Annotated in this window: 14 protein-coding genes; 6 read left to right on the forward strand and 8 right to left on the reverse strand. The window is 32.4% G+C overall.

The window, feature by feature from the left end; genetic code table 11:
• Positions 1-163: 163 nt before the first annotated feature.
• The 4 genes from RM51_RS00325 (at position 164) to RM51_RS00340 (ending at position 8,947) form a co-directional block, all read left to right on the forward strand.
• Positions 164-1,777, forward strand: coding sequence for a T9SS type A sorting domain-containing protein (locus tag RM51_RS00325; protein ID WP_039363728.1), 1,614 nt, complete (start codon positions 164-166; stop codon positions 1,775-1,777).
• Positions 1,778-1,780: 3 nt separating this feature from the next.
• On the forward strand, positions 1,781-4,966 hold the full coding sequence (locus tag RM51_RS00330) for a hypothetical protein (RefSeq protein WP_052248331.1): 3,186 nt from the start codon (positions 1,781-1,783) through the stop codon (positions 4,964-4,966).
• Between the two features lie 16 nt (positions 4,967-4,982).
• Positions 4,983-8,492: a DUF6443 domain-containing protein gene (locus tag RM51_RS18940; RefSeq protein WP_117590312.1), complete on the forward strand. Its 3,510-nt coding sequence runs from the start codon at positions 4,983-4,985 to the stop codon at positions 8,490-8,492.
• 65 nt (positions 8,493-8,557) lie between these two features.
• A complete protein-coding gene (locus RM51_RS00340; protein WP_131667037.1) occupies positions 8,558-8,947 on the forward strand; it encodes a hypothetical protein in 390 nt (129 codons plus the stop codon).
• 110 nt (positions 8,948-9,057) lie between these two features.
• Here RM51_RS00340 and RM51_RS00345 read toward each other — a convergent pair whose 3' ends face one another.
• The 5 genes from RM51_RS00345 to RM51_RS00365 form a co-directional block, all read right to left on the reverse strand.
• A complete protein-coding gene (locus tag RM51_RS00345; RefSeq protein WP_228375753.1) occupies positions 9,058-9,528 on the reverse strand; it encodes a DUF6702 family protein in 471 nt (156 codons plus the stop codon).
• A gap of 58 nt (positions 9,529-9,586) precedes the next feature.
• Positions 9,587-10,336, reverse strand: a complete 750-nt coding sequence (locus RM51_RS00350; protein ID WP_052248333.1) for an LOG family protein — start codon at positions 10,334-10,336, stop codon at positions 9,587-9,589.
• Between the two features lie 5 nt (positions 10,337-10,341).
• Complete coding sequence (locus tag RM51_RS00355; RefSeq protein ID WP_039363739.1) at positions 10,342-11,055, reverse strand: nucleotidyltransferase family protein; 714 nt, start codon at positions 11,053-11,055, stop codon at positions 10,342-10,344.
• A gap of 84 nt (positions 11,056-11,139) precedes the next feature.
• Complete coding sequence (locus RM51_RS00360; protein ID WP_084110874.1) at positions 11,140-11,547, reverse strand: RapZ C-terminal domain-containing protein; 408 nt, start codon at positions 11,545-11,547, stop codon at positions 11,140-11,142.
• A 162-nt stretch (positions 11,548-11,709) separates the two neighbouring features.
• Complete coding sequence (locus RM51_RS00365) at positions 11,710-12,729, reverse strand: aminoglycoside phosphotransferase family protein (protein ID WP_039363744.1); 1,020 nt, start codon at positions 12,727-12,729, stop codon at positions 11,710-11,712.
• Positions 12,730-12,778: 49 nt separating this feature from the next.
• Here RM51_RS00365 and xrtF point away from each other — a divergent pair, with 49 nt between their 5' ends.
• Together xrtF and RM51_RS00375 are read left to right on the forward strand one after the other, a co-directional pair.
• The gene (gene xrtF, locus RM51_RS00370) at positions 12,779-13,309 is read left to right on the forward strand and encodes an exosortase family protein XrtF (RefSeq protein ID WP_039363747.1); all 531 of its coding nucleotides are present in this window, start codon (positions 12,779-12,781) and stop codon (positions 13,307-13,309) included.
• Positions 13,296-13,730, forward strand: coding sequence for an exosortase F system-associated membrane protein (locus RM51_RS00375; RefSeq protein ID WP_039363750.1), 435 nt, complete (start codon positions 13,296-13,298; stop codon positions 13,728-13,730). Before xrtF ends, RM51_RS00375 begins: the two co-directional genes overlap by 14 nt.
• Here RM51_RS00375 and RM51_RS00380 read toward each other — a convergent pair whose 3' ends face one another.
• From RM51_RS00380 to RM51_RS00390, 3 genes are read right to left on the reverse strand one after another with little or no spacing between them, the layout of a single operon-like run.
• Positions 13,731-14,729, reverse strand: coding sequence for a cation diffusion facilitator family transporter (locus RM51_RS00380; protein ID WP_039363753.1), 999 nt, complete (start codon positions 14,727-14,729; stop codon positions 13,731-13,733).
• Positions 14,730-14,783: 54 nt separating this feature from the next.
• Positions 14,784-15,776: an aspartate-semialdehyde dehydrogenase gene (locus tag RM51_RS00385; protein WP_039363756.1), complete on the reverse strand. Its 993-nt coding sequence runs from the start codon at positions 15,774-15,776 to the stop codon at positions 14,784-14,786.
• Between the two features lie 31 nt (positions 15,777-15,807).
• Positions 15,808-16,239, reverse strand: a complete 432-nt coding sequence (locus RM51_RS00390; RefSeq protein WP_039363759.1) for a hypothetical protein — start codon at positions 16,237-16,239, stop codon at positions 15,808-15,810.
• Between the last annotated feature and the right edge of the window lie 68 nt (positions 16,240-16,307).

Raw genomic sequence — 16,307 nt, forward strand, 5'->3', positions numbered from 1 at the left:
CTCAATTTAGAGTTTGCCGTTTTTTTTATTAATAAAACTAAATTGAAAAAATGTTTTTTTTGATAAATTATAATTTGTATTGATGTTATAATAATTCTTTTAAAAGTGAAGTAAAAATGATATTTTTGTAAAAATTTCAATAAACTAACACTTTGAAAGCTAGATGAAAAAACTCTATATGGGTGCATATTTCTTATGCACGGTTTTGAGCGTTTCGGCTCAGGAAGTTCTATGGCAGAAAGACATCAAATCCTCAACCCAGGATTTCTTAAGCCAGGTCACTCCAACGGTGGATCTACAGTACTTAATTACCGGAAGTTCTATTCAATCAAAAAAACTCTCCACAGATAATAAACAAAATAACGGTTACGATTTCCATTTGGTGAAACTCAACCAACAGGGAGAAGAAGTCTGGGAAAAATACTTTGTGGGAAAGAACCACGATTACCTTTCAGCATCACTATCCACACAGGAGGGAGGCTTTGTTTTAGCAGGAACCACTTACTCTGGGAAAGGTCTTGATAAAAAAGACGATTCCAAAGGAGGATCTGATATCTGGGTGATCAGAATCAATGAATTCGGAGACGAATTGTGGCAGAAAACCATAGGAAGTACCTCTGATGAAGAAGCCAGAGCTGTCATTCAGACCACTAACTTAGGATTCGTTGTGGCAGGAAATGTTCAGAACTCTTCACAAGGCTATGGATCTAAAGATGTTCTTATTGTTAAATTAGACAAAAATGGAAAAGAAGTTTCCCAACTCATTCTGGGCGGAAAAGGTTTAGATGAAGTAGAAAAAATGATTCCGACAAGAGATGGAGGAGTTTTATTAGGAGTTTATTCCAGAAGTTCCGGGTTGCGTGATTCGGGGGCGAATTCGGTTACTGGTACTACAACCTCGAATCCCGTATCTCGCTATCCCAAATCCTCGGACAACTTCGGTGAAGGCGATTACTGGATTATTAAGCTGAATAAAGACGGAAAAGTAGAATGGGAAAAGAACTATGGAGGAACAGGAGATGATCACCTGAGAACATTAGCCATGACCACTTCAGGCTTTATCATAGGAGGCGAAAGTCGTTCAGAACGGTCAGGCAATAAAACCGTAGGCATAGAAGAAGGCACCGATCTTTGGCTGATCTCATTAAACGAAAGAGGCGAAGAGATCTGGCAGAAATCCTACAACTTCAAAAACAGAGATGTTCTGATGGGAATGCATGTGATCTTAGGGCAGAATCAAAGAGAAAAGAATAAAGATCTTACCAAAGGAGTTTTACTCGGAGGGTATACTCAGGCAGAAGGAAGAATAGAAACCGATGATGAAACCTTCTGGATGCTGTATATCGATGAAAATGGGAATGAACAGTGGAGAAAACATGTAAAAGGAGAATCCAGAAAGAGAGAAGAAAGGCTTTCGGATATCCGACTAAACAGAGATGGATCGATTATTCTTGCAGGAACCAGTGCCGAAGAATTAGGCAAAGAGAACTGGAAGATTGTAAAGCTGGGAGATCAGCAGGTAGATCAATTGATTGAGAAACAAGATATCAAGATCTATCCGAATCCTGTATCCGATTATGCGTATGTAGAAATCGGTTTTGATTTCAAGGAAGCGGATATCATCATGTATGATATGGCAGGAAGGCAGCTTCAGAGTCTGAAAACCAAGAATAAGGTAACAAAGATCAACACCCAGCCTTTGATACAGGGAGCTTATCTGATTACGATTAAAACGGATACAAATAAAACAGCAAATGCGAAACTGATTAAGAAATAAAAGATGAGAAAAATATATTTAATAATAGGTATTATTCTAAGTAATAATTTGTTTTCACAAGCAATAACAATAGGTGATGGAGAAAAAATAGAAAGTACTCTTAGCAAAATAGTAGAAGATGAAGATAATATAAAGATTCCTTTATATACAATAAAAGTAGGAAATCTTACTTATCCAATTGAAATATCTTATAATATATCTGGGATTAGAGTAGATGATGTTGCATCTGATATTGGATTAGGATGGGCTCTGACAGATTCATATATAAATAGGGAAGTTTATGATAAAAAAGATGTAGATCAAACAGGAGACGGTTTTCCCCCGTTTTGGAATATACCGGATTCTTCTTTTAAGGGATCGCAGTATGTAATGGCTGGGCATATGGCAGCATTTGAAAATCAAAAAGGGTATCAAAAGGTTAAAAATAATAATATTATTGAGCATTATAATACAAATATTGGAAAACAGGATTATGAGCCAGATATTTTTAATGTTTACATACCTAATAATCAAACAGCTTTCTACTATCCAATATCATTAAATACTGCAAAAGAATTATATAATAAAAATTCAATTGTTACACAATACATAGAGGAAATGTTTATTAATTATACTGTAGCATCTGTTTATTCGACACCAAATGTATATCCGCCAGGTTTAATTAGTCAAAATAGATCATTTTTTGATTATAAAAACTTTAAAGTAAAATTAGATAATGGCATTGAATATTATTTTTCAGATATTGATTTTGTACATGAACCTAGCTTTAGAAAAAGACCTTTAGCACCTAGTTATTATATGAATCAAAAAGATGATGTATTTAATCCTCCTAATATTGAAAAGTGGCATATTTCAAAAGTAAAGGACCCAATGACTACTGAGGAGATTAATTTTCTCTATGAAAATTATACTACAGAAGAAGCTGATAATAAGGTCGCTCCATCTAGTTTTGATTCACAAAATAAACCCTATCTAAGAGGGGGGGCATTTTCCAATCTGACTTATAGAAATAACCAATATATTACAAATGATTGTTATATTTTCAGTGATGATGACAATAATTATTTAAATAGAACATATAAAAGATATATTCAAAAGAAAAGAATAAAGACAATTGCCTTCAAAAATGGTACAATAAACTTTGAATATGGACTAAATAGACAGGATTTTAAAAATGGAAAAGCATTAACAAGAATTGAAATAAGGAACAAGGAGAATAAACTAGTCAGTAGCTTTGACTTTACTTATAGCTATTTTAATTCGGAACAGTATAGAAATGATTACAGTAAAAGATTGAAACTAGAATCTGTTACTTTTATAGACGGAGGGAAATATTCCTTTGAATATTATGAAAATGATAAAATTCCGCAAATAGGAAGTTTTAATAAAGATTTCTTTGGTTATTGCAATACATCTAATGATGATTTTATTAATGCTGATGATCTTATTTCTAAAGATTTGGTTCTTCCTAAATATTATTATTATCCGGATAAATTTGAATATTCATTATTACCGTATGATATTAATGGGCAGCAAAGATTTTCTTTAGGTGGCATGATTAATAAAGAACCAAATGATTTAGCAAAAACATGGTCTTTAAGGAAAGTGATTTATCCGACTAAAGGCTATACTATTTATGATTTAGAAACCAATACATTTAATTTATGGGGTACAACTGTTAAAGGACCTGGTGTACGAATAAAATCAAAAACTCTATTTGAATCGACGAATGATCCTCATCCTAGGATATTAAGCTATAACTATAATTTGCCTGATGGGAAAAGTTCTGGAACACTATATAATATTCCTTTAGTAGGATACCCTGTGAAAAAATTCTTTATGTCTTATGTAGATGATTATGGAACGTTATTCTCAGCAGGAGGAAGTTTTAGTGGTGAGCCGGATTTATACAAGCGTTTTTTTCTATATCAAAATCCTTCCGGAGGAAAAGCCCAGATAAAATATTCATTAATAGAGAAAAATGAATTAGATAAAAAAACTGTAAACCAGTATGAAACAAAAATAAGTCAATCTAAAAGACATTTCAGGGCTTTTTATCCGAATAATGGAATTAATGATTTTGACACACACTGTATATCTGAGTTTTTATATACCAATAGCGCTGTAGGTATTGATAATACTAATTTTATAAATCATTATTTAATTAACTCTAAGCTATATGAGGGAAATAATATTGTTAAGGAGATTCAAAAAAGCTATAAAAATAACAGTAATAAAGAAAATATAAATGCTAATAGTCCACATCCTGCTTTTTTTCATAGTAACTTTGTAAGAAATGCGGTTAAGCGTTTTAAAGGAGATCCTGGCTATGATTATGTTAATTTAATACATACCGATCGAGAATATTTTACTAGAAGTAATTATTTAATAACAGAAGTAGTCAAGGAATATTTACAAAATGGTGAAATTATAAAGACCACAGGTTATGCTTATACAAATACTGTTGCAGGTAAAGATCCTGTTTTAACAATAATTGGGACTCAAGATGGTTTAGGAAATACATATACCACAAATCTATTCTATGCAACAGATCAATACACTTCTTTAGTAAATGAAAATCTAATAGGAAACCTTATTGGCCAACAAAAATTAAAAAACAATAATCAATTATCTTTTTCAATGAATGGCTATGGGAATAATAATTCAGTATTTCCAGACGCTATAATTAATATAAGCCCTCTACAAAACATAAAAAGCAGTATTAAATTTGACACATATGATGATAAGGGAAATTTAAGAGGGTACAGAAAAGCGGATGGAACCCCTGTCTCAATAATTTTAGGTTACAACCAATCCTTGCCTATTGCTATTTTAGAAGGAATTAGTTATAATGCTTTGCTTCAAGAAATATACTATACTCAAACAGGAACTCCTGTTTCGGACATTAATGATCTAGATATTGTTCAATTATCAAACCAAGATATAGATAGTACTTCGGAGCAAATTTTAATTCAAAAATTAGACGAGTTTAGAGTTAATCCAATGTTTGATGGATACCAATGTAAAATTACAACTTTTACCTATGACACTTTAATCGGGGTAACCAGTAAAACCCTGCCGTCTGGTACTAGAGAAATTTATAAATATGACAGTGCTAGCCGACTTGAGAGAATAGAAGATAAGGATGGGAATGTAATAAAAGAATATAAATATAATTATAAACAATAATTTATTTTGAATAACTATGAAGAAACATATATTAATATTAAGTTTATCGTTTATAACTATATTGTCATATAGTCAAACACTTACTGAAAATTATGTGCAGACTAAAATTTACTTAGAGCCAACTACTAATACAAATAACTCTAATGTAAAGAAGAACGAAAATATTCAATATCTTGATGGATTAGGTAGGCTCAAGCAGACTATAAATGTCAAAGGTTCTCCAACCCTAAAAGATATAGTGACTTATTTTGAATACGATGAATATGGTAGACAAGCAAAGCAATATTTGCCAGTACCTCAATCAACAAGTCAAAATGGGAATTACTATACATCCCCCCTTGCTGGTGCTAATGTAGTTTATGGTTCTGAAAAAATTTTTTCTGAGAAAATCTTCCAAAATTCTCCACTAGATAAATTAGCACAGCAAATACAAGTAGGAAATGATTGGACAGCTAAACCTATTAATTATAATTATGCAGTCAATATATATTCAGATGCAGTAAGACAGTTTGAAACGACCACAACTTGGGGAGCTGGTAATATTACTGAATCAACAGTTAATATCTCAACTAATTTCAATTATAATCCCAGTGAATTATATAAGAAAATTATAGATGATGAAGATGGTAATAGAATAATTGAGTTTAGTAATAGTTTTGGGCAAATTGTATTACAAAGAAAAGTCATCAGTACTACAGAAAGTGCTGATACTTATTACATTTATAATGAATATAACCAATTGGCTTTTGTATTACCTCCAAAAGCAGTGTATGCTTTTATTGATGAATATGGAGCTGGTATTGATGATTTTATCCCAACCTATATACTAGATGATTTATGCTATCAATACAAATATGATGAATGGGGAAAGCTGGTAGAAAAAAAAGTACCAGGAAAAGGATGGGAGTATTTAGTCTATGATATGCAAGATAGATTGGCATTAGTTCAAGATGCTAAATTAAAAGATGAAGGGAAGTGGCTCTTTACTAAATATGATCAATTTAATAGACCCCTTTATACCGGACTTTTTAGCAGTAATGACGGTCGGACTCAGCAGCAAGCTAATTTAGAAAGTATAATAAAAAATAATGAAAAAAGAGCGTCGTCAAGTTGGAATAATAGTGGGATAGATAACTATTATACAAATACTGCTTATCCCAATAATAATTTGAAGTTATTAACTATTAATTATTATGATACTTATCCGCCTTTTCTATCTGGGGTTACTTTACCTCAATATATTATCAATACTAACCAAACTGTTCTTGGAGACGACCCTCTTCAAAACAATAATATGAGTACTAAGAATTTATTAGTGGCGTCATACATAAAAAATATTGAAGATGATAATTGGACAAAGAATTATACTTGGTATGATAAAAAAGAACAAGTTATTGGTAGTCATTCAATCAATTACTTAGGAGGGTATACTAAAATTGAAAAAGAGTTGGATTTTATAGGAACAATTCTACAAAATAAAACATATCATAAAAGAGGAAGTAGTGACTCTGAACGTGTAATTGTAGAAAATTTTGAATATGATAATCAAAACAGACTCAAGAAACATTGGCATAATATAACAGGAACTCCCGAACTATTGAGAGAAAATAGTTATAATGAACTATCACAAATAGTGAATAAAAAAGTTGGTGGGACAGGTGCTATCCCTTTACAGAGTATTGATTATCAGTACAACATACAAGGGTGGATGACTAAGATTAATGACCCACAAAATTTGAATGGAAAGTTATTTGGATATGAAATCAAATTCCAAAATCCTGAAAATGTGGCTACTTTTCCTGCAAAATATAATGGAAATATTTCTGAGATAGACTGGAGAACGTCTAATGGAAATATTTTAAAAAGATATAATTATAAATATGATGGTTTAGATAGATTAAGAGATGCCGTTTATGAAGAGCCATTGGCCACAGTACCTCATACAAATGGTTATGGCGAATCTGTAACCTATGATTTAAATGGAAATCTAAAAAGTTTAAAAAGATTTCATGGTATTACTAATACTCCATTATTGATAGATGATCTAGATTATAATGTTTATAAAGGAAATCAATTAATTAAGATTGTGGATAATAGCTATAATAGTTTAGGTTATCCTTCTACAAGCGGGAATAATATAGGCTACGATGTAAATGGTAATATGATTAATCACATAGATAAAGGAATTACGACAATAGGTTATAATTATTTAAATCTTCCATCTGCTATTAATCTTACTTTAAATTCAGGAATATTGAATTATAAATATAGAGCTGATGGAGTTAAGGTTGAAAAAAAATATAGTTATTATAATCCTAGAGGAGGACAATATATTACATCAACAATAGATTATCTTGATGGTTTTCATTATACCGGAGGGTTATCTTTTGTTGCTACCGCTGAAGGCTATTTTGATTTCACAACTGATCGATATGTATATCAATACAAAGATCAAGTAGGGAATATTAGACTATCCTATTATAAAGATATGTTTGGAGCAACTGCAATTGACAAGGAGACAAACTATTATCCATTTGGTCTAGAATATTTTGGAGCTAACGGAACATATCCTTTAAACAGAAGCTATCTTTATGGTTTTCAAGAACAGGAAAAGCAAGAAGAAACAGGATGGAACTCATTTAAATGGAGAAATTATGATCCTTCATTTGGAAGGTTTTTTAATGTAGATCCATTATCAGAAAAATATGCATATCAATCACATTATAATTTTTCAGAAAATAGAGTTATTAATTCAAGAGAATTAGAAGGGTTAGAAGCTGTGGATAATAATAAAGTAGATGATTGGGGAGGGTTTGATGGAAAAGGGGTATCCCCTTCAGAATTAGCATGGTATAAAATAGATACAAGAAATGAAAATGATATTAATGCTGGGATGCATGAAGTAGGTATGAAATCTTGGCTAAATCAGGACCGTGGTTTTAATAAAGATCTGGCAAAAGAAAATGATGGAGATAATGATTTAAGTTGGCTGGGAATTGACAGTAAAGAAAGATTTCAAGAAAATCTGGAAACATATAATAAATGGACGAAGGAAACAGGTGGAGATAAAATCGAAAGAGAAGCTTATCTTTTCTTTGGAACATTTTTTGCAGCGCCCTTTGTCTTACCTCAAATAGCAACTTTAACGGGTGCAACTTCTGCCAGTTCTTATTTAGGTGCATCTCTTATTAGAGGAACTGTAGATGTAACACTCCAAAGTAGTCTTAACGGGAAAATAAATGTTACACAAACGCTTATAAATGCTTTTGTTGGCGGAGGAGGAAGCGCTTTGAATAAAGCAGGAACAGCAGCTACTAATGTTTCTCTTAATGCAATTAACAATTCGGTAAATGGAACATATACAAGTGTTACAAACGGAGGGGTGAGAGGAGTAGCCACTTTATTAATTATGACTGCGGCAAGTCAAGGAGGTGGAAATACAGCTGTGGGTAGCGTAATATATGAAGGAATGATACAGAGTTCAAGTACTGCTGCCGATATTGCAATTAACAATGAGGTGAAATAAACATGATAAATAAGCAAAAATCTATAGTAATCGGGTTATTAATTTTTGGATTGCTCATTTATGTAATGAAATATAAGATTATTAAAAACCCTCAAGTTGGGATATTAAAGAATACTAAATATACAATAGGAAAAATAACTTCGAAATTTAATTATAATAAAAGAAGACCAGGTTATGATTTTATATTTGTGTTCAATAATGATCGAAAAGAAGGGCATCAAAATGGAAGTTTTATTCCCGGGCACAAATATTTAGTGGCCTATGATTCAACAAATATTAAAAATGGCTTTCTGATATTAGATAAATTCGACGTTACAGACTCTCTTGAAAAATATCATCTTTCTGATAAAGATCAGGTGTATTGGGAAGGATGGTCATTGCAAAAAATACCATTTCAGTATGATAAAAGTGATATTGGACTTGAAGTGAAGGAGGTAATTAATAGCTATAGATAAAAAATACTAAAAGCTAGTTATAGATTTTATGGATAAAGTAAGTTTAAAGGATGGAAAATAAAAAAGCCACTGCAGTTGCAGTGGCTTTTTTATTTAATTGATTAACTTTTTTAAAAACCAACTTCATTCACCTCTTTTCCTCTTTGGAAATTCATTGTTTTCTGTTTTCCTTTATAAGCAATAGTAACCAGGTTAATTTGCTTTGGAAAAGCACTTAGAAGTATCGTATTTTTTATCTTTAAACTATTGATATCCGAAACACCGCCGGTTTCAAAATACACCCATACAGTTTCTCCGCTTACCTGACTTCCCGTAAAAGTAATTGTTTTAGGAGCGCCATTGACGTACACATCAAAATTGTTATTTACATATCTTTTTACTTCTGCTTCAAATCCTGCCGTGTTAGGGTTTATTTTAATAGCATCTGAAATATGATTTGTATTCATTTTTGTGGTAAACTTCAATGTCTTGCTTCCGTCAATATAATCCACTTTCGTCATTGAAGAGAAAAAGTCTACATACATAAAACTCATTAACACAAAAAATGTTAAAATTCCTGATATATATAAAAGTTTTTTCATCTTAATTAATAGATTTATAATCATCCTTTTTTGGTATAAGTCACAAATAATATGCCAATTAAAAATTTACGTTCACAGAATACTTATCGTAGAAGGCCTTAATATGTGCTACCGCTTCATCAGCAGTATCTACCACTCTGTACAGATCCAAATCTCCTTCAGAAATCATGGCGTCTTTTAGTAAAGTTGATTTAAACCAGTCTAATAATCCACCCCAAAATTGAGATCCTACCAATACAATAGGGAATCTGCCTATTTTTTTTGTCTGAATTAAAGTTAAAGCTTCCGTAAGTTCATCCAAAGTGCCAAAACCACCCGGCATCACAACAAATCCTTGAGAGTACTTTACAAACATTACTTTTCTTACAAAAAAGTAATCAAAGTTCATTGAGTAAGATTTATTGATATAAGGATTGAAATGCTGTTCAAAAGGAAGATCAATATTTAATCCGATCGATTTACCTTTTGAATTGAAAGCTCCTTTGTTACCTGCTTCCATAATTCCCGGTCCACCTCCTGTGATAATACCAAAACCTATTTTTGTGATTTTCTCGGCAATTTCTACTGCCATTTGGTAATATTTGCTTTCCGGCTGTAATCGTGCAGAGCCAAATATAGAAACACAAGGACCTATTTTAGCCAGTTTTTCATAACCGTCTACAAACTCAGCCATCACTTTAAAAACCATCCAGCTATCTTTGGTAATGGTTTCGTCCCAGTTTTTTTGTTTTAAACTGTTGTGTAGCTTCGTTTCGTTAATATCAAATTCCGGATTAACCAGACTTTCGTCTCTTTCATTCATTTCCATGGCAGTTATTTAAAATGTTTCTCGGCTTCTATTACAGATTCTGGTCTTCCTACATCGATTAAAATACTGTTGTGCACAAATCCATGTATATGCTCAGTATGCATAAGATCCAAATATTCTTCCATGATAGAAAATTTGCCGGTTCGTTTTATTTTATTAAAAATGCTTGGGTTTATACAATGAACACCACTAAAAGCAAGTGCTTTAAACCCTTTATTAAATTCAGCGAGCCTTTGTTCTCCGGTTTGCACATTCAGCCATCCTCTCAATACCATTTCATCATTAAAAAGCAATTTTCTGGAGCTTTCTCGATCTGAAACCGCTAAAGTAGCAAAATCTTTTATCTTTTTATGATAGCTTACCAATGCATCAATATTGATATTCGTTAAAATATCTGCATTCATGATCAGGAAGTCTTCCCCATGATCCAGGAATTTTCTTGCAAAAACCAGTCCACCTCCGGTTTCTAATAACTCTTCAGATTCATCAGAGACTTCAATAGTACAGCCGAAATAATCATTTTTTTTAAGAAAATCAACGATCTGATTTCCAAAATGATGAATATTGATGACAAAATCTTGGATTCCAAAACTTTTAAGGTACTTGATGTTTCTTTCCAAAAGCGGAATCCCATTCACTGTTGCCAGTGCTTTTGGATGATGATCGGTAAATGGTTTTAATCGTGTTCCTTTTCCTGCTGCGAAAATGAGAGCTTTCATTATTTAATAATTGATAGGTGATGAATGATGATTGATAAATATAAACAGTTTTTTAATAATCATTTATAGAGTATCGTTTATCATTTACGAATTAAGTTGATGCTGTTCGTCGTGGTGAAGGCTGATTTCAACTTTATCACCATATTTTTCTTCAATAAAATGAGTAATTTTTATTGCGGAATATACAGATCTGTGCTGTCCTCCTGTACAACCGAAATTGATTTGCAGGTTTTCAAAACCTCGATCTATATAATTATCGATATTGATAGAGATAAGAGATTTGATCAGTTCTAAAAATTTTGGCATTTCAGTATTTGTTTCCAAATATTCCTGAACACCTATATCGTTTCCTGTTTGCGTTTTATATTCTTCAATTCTTCCTGGATTTAGAATTCCTCTGCAATCGAAGGTAAAACCACCTCCATTTCCTGAATCATCTTTCGGAATTCCTCCTTTTTTATATGAAAAACTGTGAATGTCTATGTGTAACATTTTCTTATGTATTTAAATTTTGAACAATACTGTTCTTGATATTTTATTATTAATTTATTTTGTCATTCCGTAGGAATCTCAACTTAGTTTTTAGAGATCCTTCGGCTTCGCTCAGGATGACAAATCCAGTCTAATTTTTTATTCTAAGCTTATCGGGGGATTTTAGGTATTTAAAATCTCCTTAATTTTCAACTTAGTTTTTTCCAAACTCAATTGGTGAATTACTTTTTCCAGTTCTGGATAACCTTTTATATCTTCCCAAGTTTGTGCAAATTCTGTGATGTTTTCAATGCCTTTTTCAATACTTGCAATGAAATGTTGTTTTCTCTGAATAAGCCCTCTGAAACCATACGCTCCCAAAACCTGTAAGAATCTCATTAGTTGAATAGGTTTAACCGAGTTTTTTAGTTGATGTTGGGTTTCTAGATTTTCAAATTGCTGAATGTAAAAATCAAGCATTTCATTTTTAAAATTTTCAGGAAAATTTGCTTTTGCCTGAAACAGAAATGAAATCACATCATACATTAACGGGCCATACATTGCGGACTGATAATCGATAAAGGAAACATTGTTATCGTTATTCACCATAATGTTTCTTGCCTGAAAATCTCGTATCATTAATCCTTTTGGTTCAAGGTTCTCAATGAGCAAAACAATTTTCTTAAACTCTTTCAGAAGAGAAGATTTATGATATTCAAGTTCCAGAACGTCAGCAACGAAATTTTTAAAATAATATAAATCATGAGTCACGGGGAGATCATCATATTTTTCGTATTCAAACGTTTTGCTATAGTCTATTTTATTCTGGGTAAGAATCTGTAGCTGATAAAGTTTTTCTAAAGTCTGCTGAACCAAAGATTTTACATTTGAAGATAAACCTTCTTTAGCAATTACTTCAGAAAGTGTTGTTTCTCCTAAAAATTCCTGAACGTATATTTTTCTGTCTTCAGAAATTGTAAAAATAGTAGGAGTATTCAGATGTAATGCTGAAAAAATTTCAGAATAATAAAAAAAACTTTCGTTTTCCTGAATATTTTCGTTGTACGTGATGATGTATTTTCGGTTGTCGGATTGAGCCCAAAAATTCACCCTCGCGGAGCCGCTTTGAGCCAAGGTGACGAATTCGGAAGATTTTTTACCAAGATAATTTTCAAAAAATCGTTTTGCGTTTTCAGAAATCATAATATGAAACAAATATACTAATTTACAGTCTAATTTTTATCTTTGCATTATGCTAAAGGATTTCAAACCGGTACTAAGCATTTTATTACGTTTCATCATCATTTATTTGGTGTTGCTTTTTGCGTATCAGTTTTACCTGAACAGTTTTAAAGAAATGGGGCTTGATCCTTTTTCTCGTATGATTGCAGAACAGGTAAGGCTTTTCCAGAACGCATTAGATTATCCTACCATGCTGTACAATGATGTAAAAGGGGAGCAGGTTTGGTTTCATGTAAAAGGAGACTATGTCACGAGAATGGTGGAAGGCTGTAATGCTGTTTCTGTAATGATCTTATTTGTGTCTTTTGTTTTAGCGTTCTATAAAGGAATTAAAACTTTCATTTTTGTAATTATAGGCTTGCTTATTTTATATATAATGAATGTTTTGAGGATTACGGGGTTAAATATTGTTGTGGCTGATCATCCTGCGTATAGTAAAATGGCTCACGATTATGTATTTCCGGCTGTAATTTATGGAACGGTGGTTTTGCTTTGGCTAATTTGGATCAAATGTTTTGCACTGAAAAATGAAAATTCTTAGTTGGTTTCTCGTAATAATAGGTGTTTTTGGTCTTGTAAGTGTGAGAATGCTTGAAGATAAGTTGTTCTACGATCCTTTTCTTACTTATTTTCATGAAGCGAATAAAAACCTGATTTTTCCTTCTTTTGAATGGGGAAAGTTAGTTCTTGGATATCTTTTTAGATTTATTTTAAACCTTTTGTTTTCCTGTTTAATTATTCAGTGTTTGTTTAAAAATAAAGAATGGACAGCTCAGGGAGCTATTCTCATTACGATGATTTTCGCAATCACTTTTCCTATTTATTTGTATTGTATTTATTCTCAATTTGAAATAGGATATCTCTTTTCTTTTTATATGAGAAGGTTTGTAATACAGCCTTTGGTTTTACTTTTGGTAGTTCCATTGTTTTACTATAGAAAGCAGATGCTGATGAAAAACTGATTATTCAGCAGTGTGTTTTTCGACACGCGTTACATTTTCAGGAGTCCATTGTACTCTTTTTACAAAGTCTTTTTCGCGGGCAGGACAATTCATAATTTGGCAGACAGGACAGGAGACAGGTCTGCAATCATCCATGTGGAAATTAAATTCCACGCTTCGTTTGGTATTTTTAGCTAAAAGAATAATCACTTTTTCCATTTCGCTATGTGCTTCACGAAGACTGTAATACCAAGGAAGTGTGATGTGCGCATCAATATGAAGGGAAGCTCCAAATTGTTGGATTTTCATATTATGAACGTCGATCCATTCGGTTCTTCTGTTTTCTTCCAGTAAAGCAATAATCTGATTGAGTAAATCGGGGTCTTGTTCGTCCATAATTCCGCTTAAAGACTTGCGAACGATCTTGTATCCGACAAAAATAATATAAGCTCCAAAAACAAGTGCAACTACGGAATCAATCCAATATATTTTTGTGAAGTAAACTATAATTAAACTTATGATAACACCAAGAGTTGTAATTGTGTCTGACTGTAGGTGTCTTCCTGATGAAATTAGAACTAAAGAGTTTTCTGCTTTTCCTTTTTTAATGGAAATGTATCCCAGTAAATAATTAATAATTGCTGTTCCGGCAATGATCCAAATTCCAAGGTCTAATTTGTTTAAAACTTTTCCGACCAATAAGCTGTGAACACCTTCGTAAATAATCATAACTCCGGCAATAGCGATCAAAGCTCCTTCAATTCCTGAAGTTACGAATTCAACTTTTCCATGACCGTAAGGATGGTCTTCATCTTTCGGTTTTGCGGCAAGATGTAGAGAATAAAGCCCCATAAATGCACTTACTACATTCACGATACTTTCCATGGCATCAGAAAAAACCGCATCGGAATTGGTCAGCTTCCATGCGATGATTTTTCCGATAAAAAGAATAACTCCAAAAGCTGCGATGAGTTTTTGAAAGGCTAATTTATCTTTATTATGAGTCTTTTGAACGTTCATAGGTTTGATAAAAAAAAGAATCTCAATTTTGAGACTCTTTTTTATTTTGTTAGTTTATACTAAGTTGTTTGCTACAATATATTCAGCGATTTGTACCGCATTGGTTGCGGCTCCTTTTCGCAGATTGTCTGCCACAATCCAGAGATTAAGTGTTTTCGGCTGCGAAAGATCTCGTCTTATCCTTCCTACAAAAACTTCATCTTTTCCTTCTGAGTAAAGCGGCATTGGATATTCATTGTTTTTCACATTATCCATTACTATAACTCCAGGAGTTTCAGATAAGATTTTTCTTACTTCATCTAAATCAAATTCATTTTCAAATTCGATGTTTACACTTTCTGAGTGACCTCCCTGTACAGGAACTCTTACTGCTGTAGCTGTCAAATTAAATGTGTCATCACCTAAAATTTTCTTAGGCTCTTTCATTAATTTAATCTCTTCTTTCGTGTAATCGTCATCAGCAAATACATCACAGTGTGGAAGTGCATTTTTGAAGATTTGGTAAGGATATACTTTTGCAATAGAGTCATCTCCGCTGATTTCACCGTTTAATTGGTCAACGGCAGCTTTACCGGTACCTGTTACAGACTGGTAAGTAGAAACGATTACTCTTTTTAAATCGTATTTTTTGTTCAAAGGTCCTAAAACCATTACCAATTGAATCGTAGAACAGTTCGGATTTGCAATAATTTTATCTTCTTTTGTCAATACATCAGCATTGATTTCAGGAACGACCAGTTTTTTATCAGGATCCATTCTCCAAGCTGAAGAATTGTCGATAACGGTTGTTCCTACTTCAGCAAAAAGGGGAGCAAATTCAAGAGAAGTTCCACCACCTGCAGAGAAGATAGCAATATCCGGTTTGGCAGCTATAGCGTCTTTCATGCTTACAATCGTAAATTCTTCCTGTTTATACTTCACCTTTTTACCAATAGATCTTTCCGATGCTACCGGAATTAATTCGGTGATAGGGAAGTTTCTTTCTTCCAGAACTTTAAGCATAACTTGTCCAACCATTCCTGTTGAACCTACTACAGCTACTTTCATTGATTTAATTAATAATTTTTTGTTAATATATTTATGCCCCGAAGACTCTTGTCCAAGGGAACGCGAATGCAAATAAGCCAACCGCAATCAATCCCATGATTACCACTCCTAAAGAAATTGTATCATTTGATTTTACTTTTTTATTGACAATCGTCATTAAAACTGCTGCGATCAACATTGAAAATGGATGTTCTACATACTGGAATCTTAATTCTGCATTTTTCATTACTTCTCCCATATTAAGTCCTTTTGTGAAATTAGTAATCAACATAATGATTCCCAATAAAAATTGAATGTGGAAGAAAATCATCGTGAAAAGTGTAGTTTTCTTAAGAAACTTGTTTACTTTTCCACTGAATCCGAACATAGTCGCCAAAAGAGCAATAATAAATAATGCTACCAAAAGCAATTCTAAGTACCCAAAGCCTTTGTGGGCATTAAGTAAAATCTTGTAAAAATCCATATTTTGTTTTTTCTGTTTTTTCTGGATACAAATATAACAAAAATCCCAGCGATAAGCTGGGATTTAGT

Origin of the sequence: Chryseobacterium taiwanense (assembly GCF_000813825.1) — a bacterium.
Classification (GTDB): domain Bacteria; phylum Bacteroidota; class Bacteroidia; order Flavobacteriales; family Weeksellaceae; genus Chryseobacterium; species Chryseobacterium taiwanense.

Excerpts from the sequence above, each read along its gene's own strand:
- xrtF (WP_039363747.1), top strand. The coding sequence starts at position 12,779 with ATGCTAAAGGATTTCAAACCGGTACTAAGCATTTTATTACGTTTCATC.
- RM51_RS00360 (WP_084110874.1), bottom strand. The coding sequence starts at position 11,547 with ATGTTACACATAGACATTCACAGTTTTTCATATAAAAAAGGAGGAATT.
- RM51_RS00375 (WP_039363750.1), top strand. The coding sequence starts at position 13,296 with ATGAAAATTCTTAGTTGGTTTCTCGTAATAATAGGTGTTTTTGGTCTT.
- RM51_RS00390 (WP_039363759.1), bottom strand. The coding sequence starts at position 16,239 with ATGGATTTTTACAAGATTTTACTTAATGCCCACAAAGGCTTTGGGTAC.
- RM51_RS00385 (WP_039363756.1), bottom strand. The coding sequence starts at position 15,776 with ATGAAAGTAGCTGTAGTAGGTTCAACAGGAATGGTTGGACAAGTTATG.
- RM51_RS00365 (WP_039363744.1), bottom strand. The coding sequence starts at position 12,729 with ATGATTTCTGAAAACGCAAAACGATTTTTTGAAAATTATCTTGGTAAA.
- RM51_RS00340 (WP_131667037.1), top strand. The coding sequence starts at position 8,558 with ATGAAATATAAGATTATTAAAAACCCTCAAGTTGGGATATTAAAGAAT.
- RM51_RS00355 (WP_039363739.1), bottom strand. The coding sequence starts at position 11,055 with ATGAAAGCTCTCATTTTCGCAGCAGGAAAAGGAACACGATTAAAACCA.
- RM51_RS18940 (WP_117590312.1), top strand. The coding sequence starts at position 4,983 with ATGAAGAAACATATATTAATATTAAGTTTATCGTTTATAACTATATTG.
- RM51_RS00325 (WP_039363728.1), top strand. The coding sequence starts at position 164 with ATGAAAAAACTCTATATGGGTGCATATTTCTTATGCACGGTTTTGAGC.
- RM51_RS00345 (WP_228375753.1), bottom strand. The coding sequence starts at position 9,528 with ATGAAAAAACTTTTATATATATCAGGAATTTTAACATTTTTTGTGTTA.
- RM51_RS00380 (WP_039363753.1), bottom strand. The coding sequence starts at position 14,729 with ATGAACGTTCAAAAGACTCATAATAAAGATAAATTAGCCTTTCAAAAA.
- RM51_RS00350 (WP_052248333.1), bottom strand. The coding sequence starts at position 10,336 with ATGGAAATGAATGAAAGAGACGAAAGTCTGGTTAATCCGGAATTTGAT.
- RM51_RS00330 (WP_052248331.1), top strand. The coding sequence starts at position 1,781 with ATGAGAAAAATATATTTAATAATAGGTATTATTCTAAGTAATAATTTG.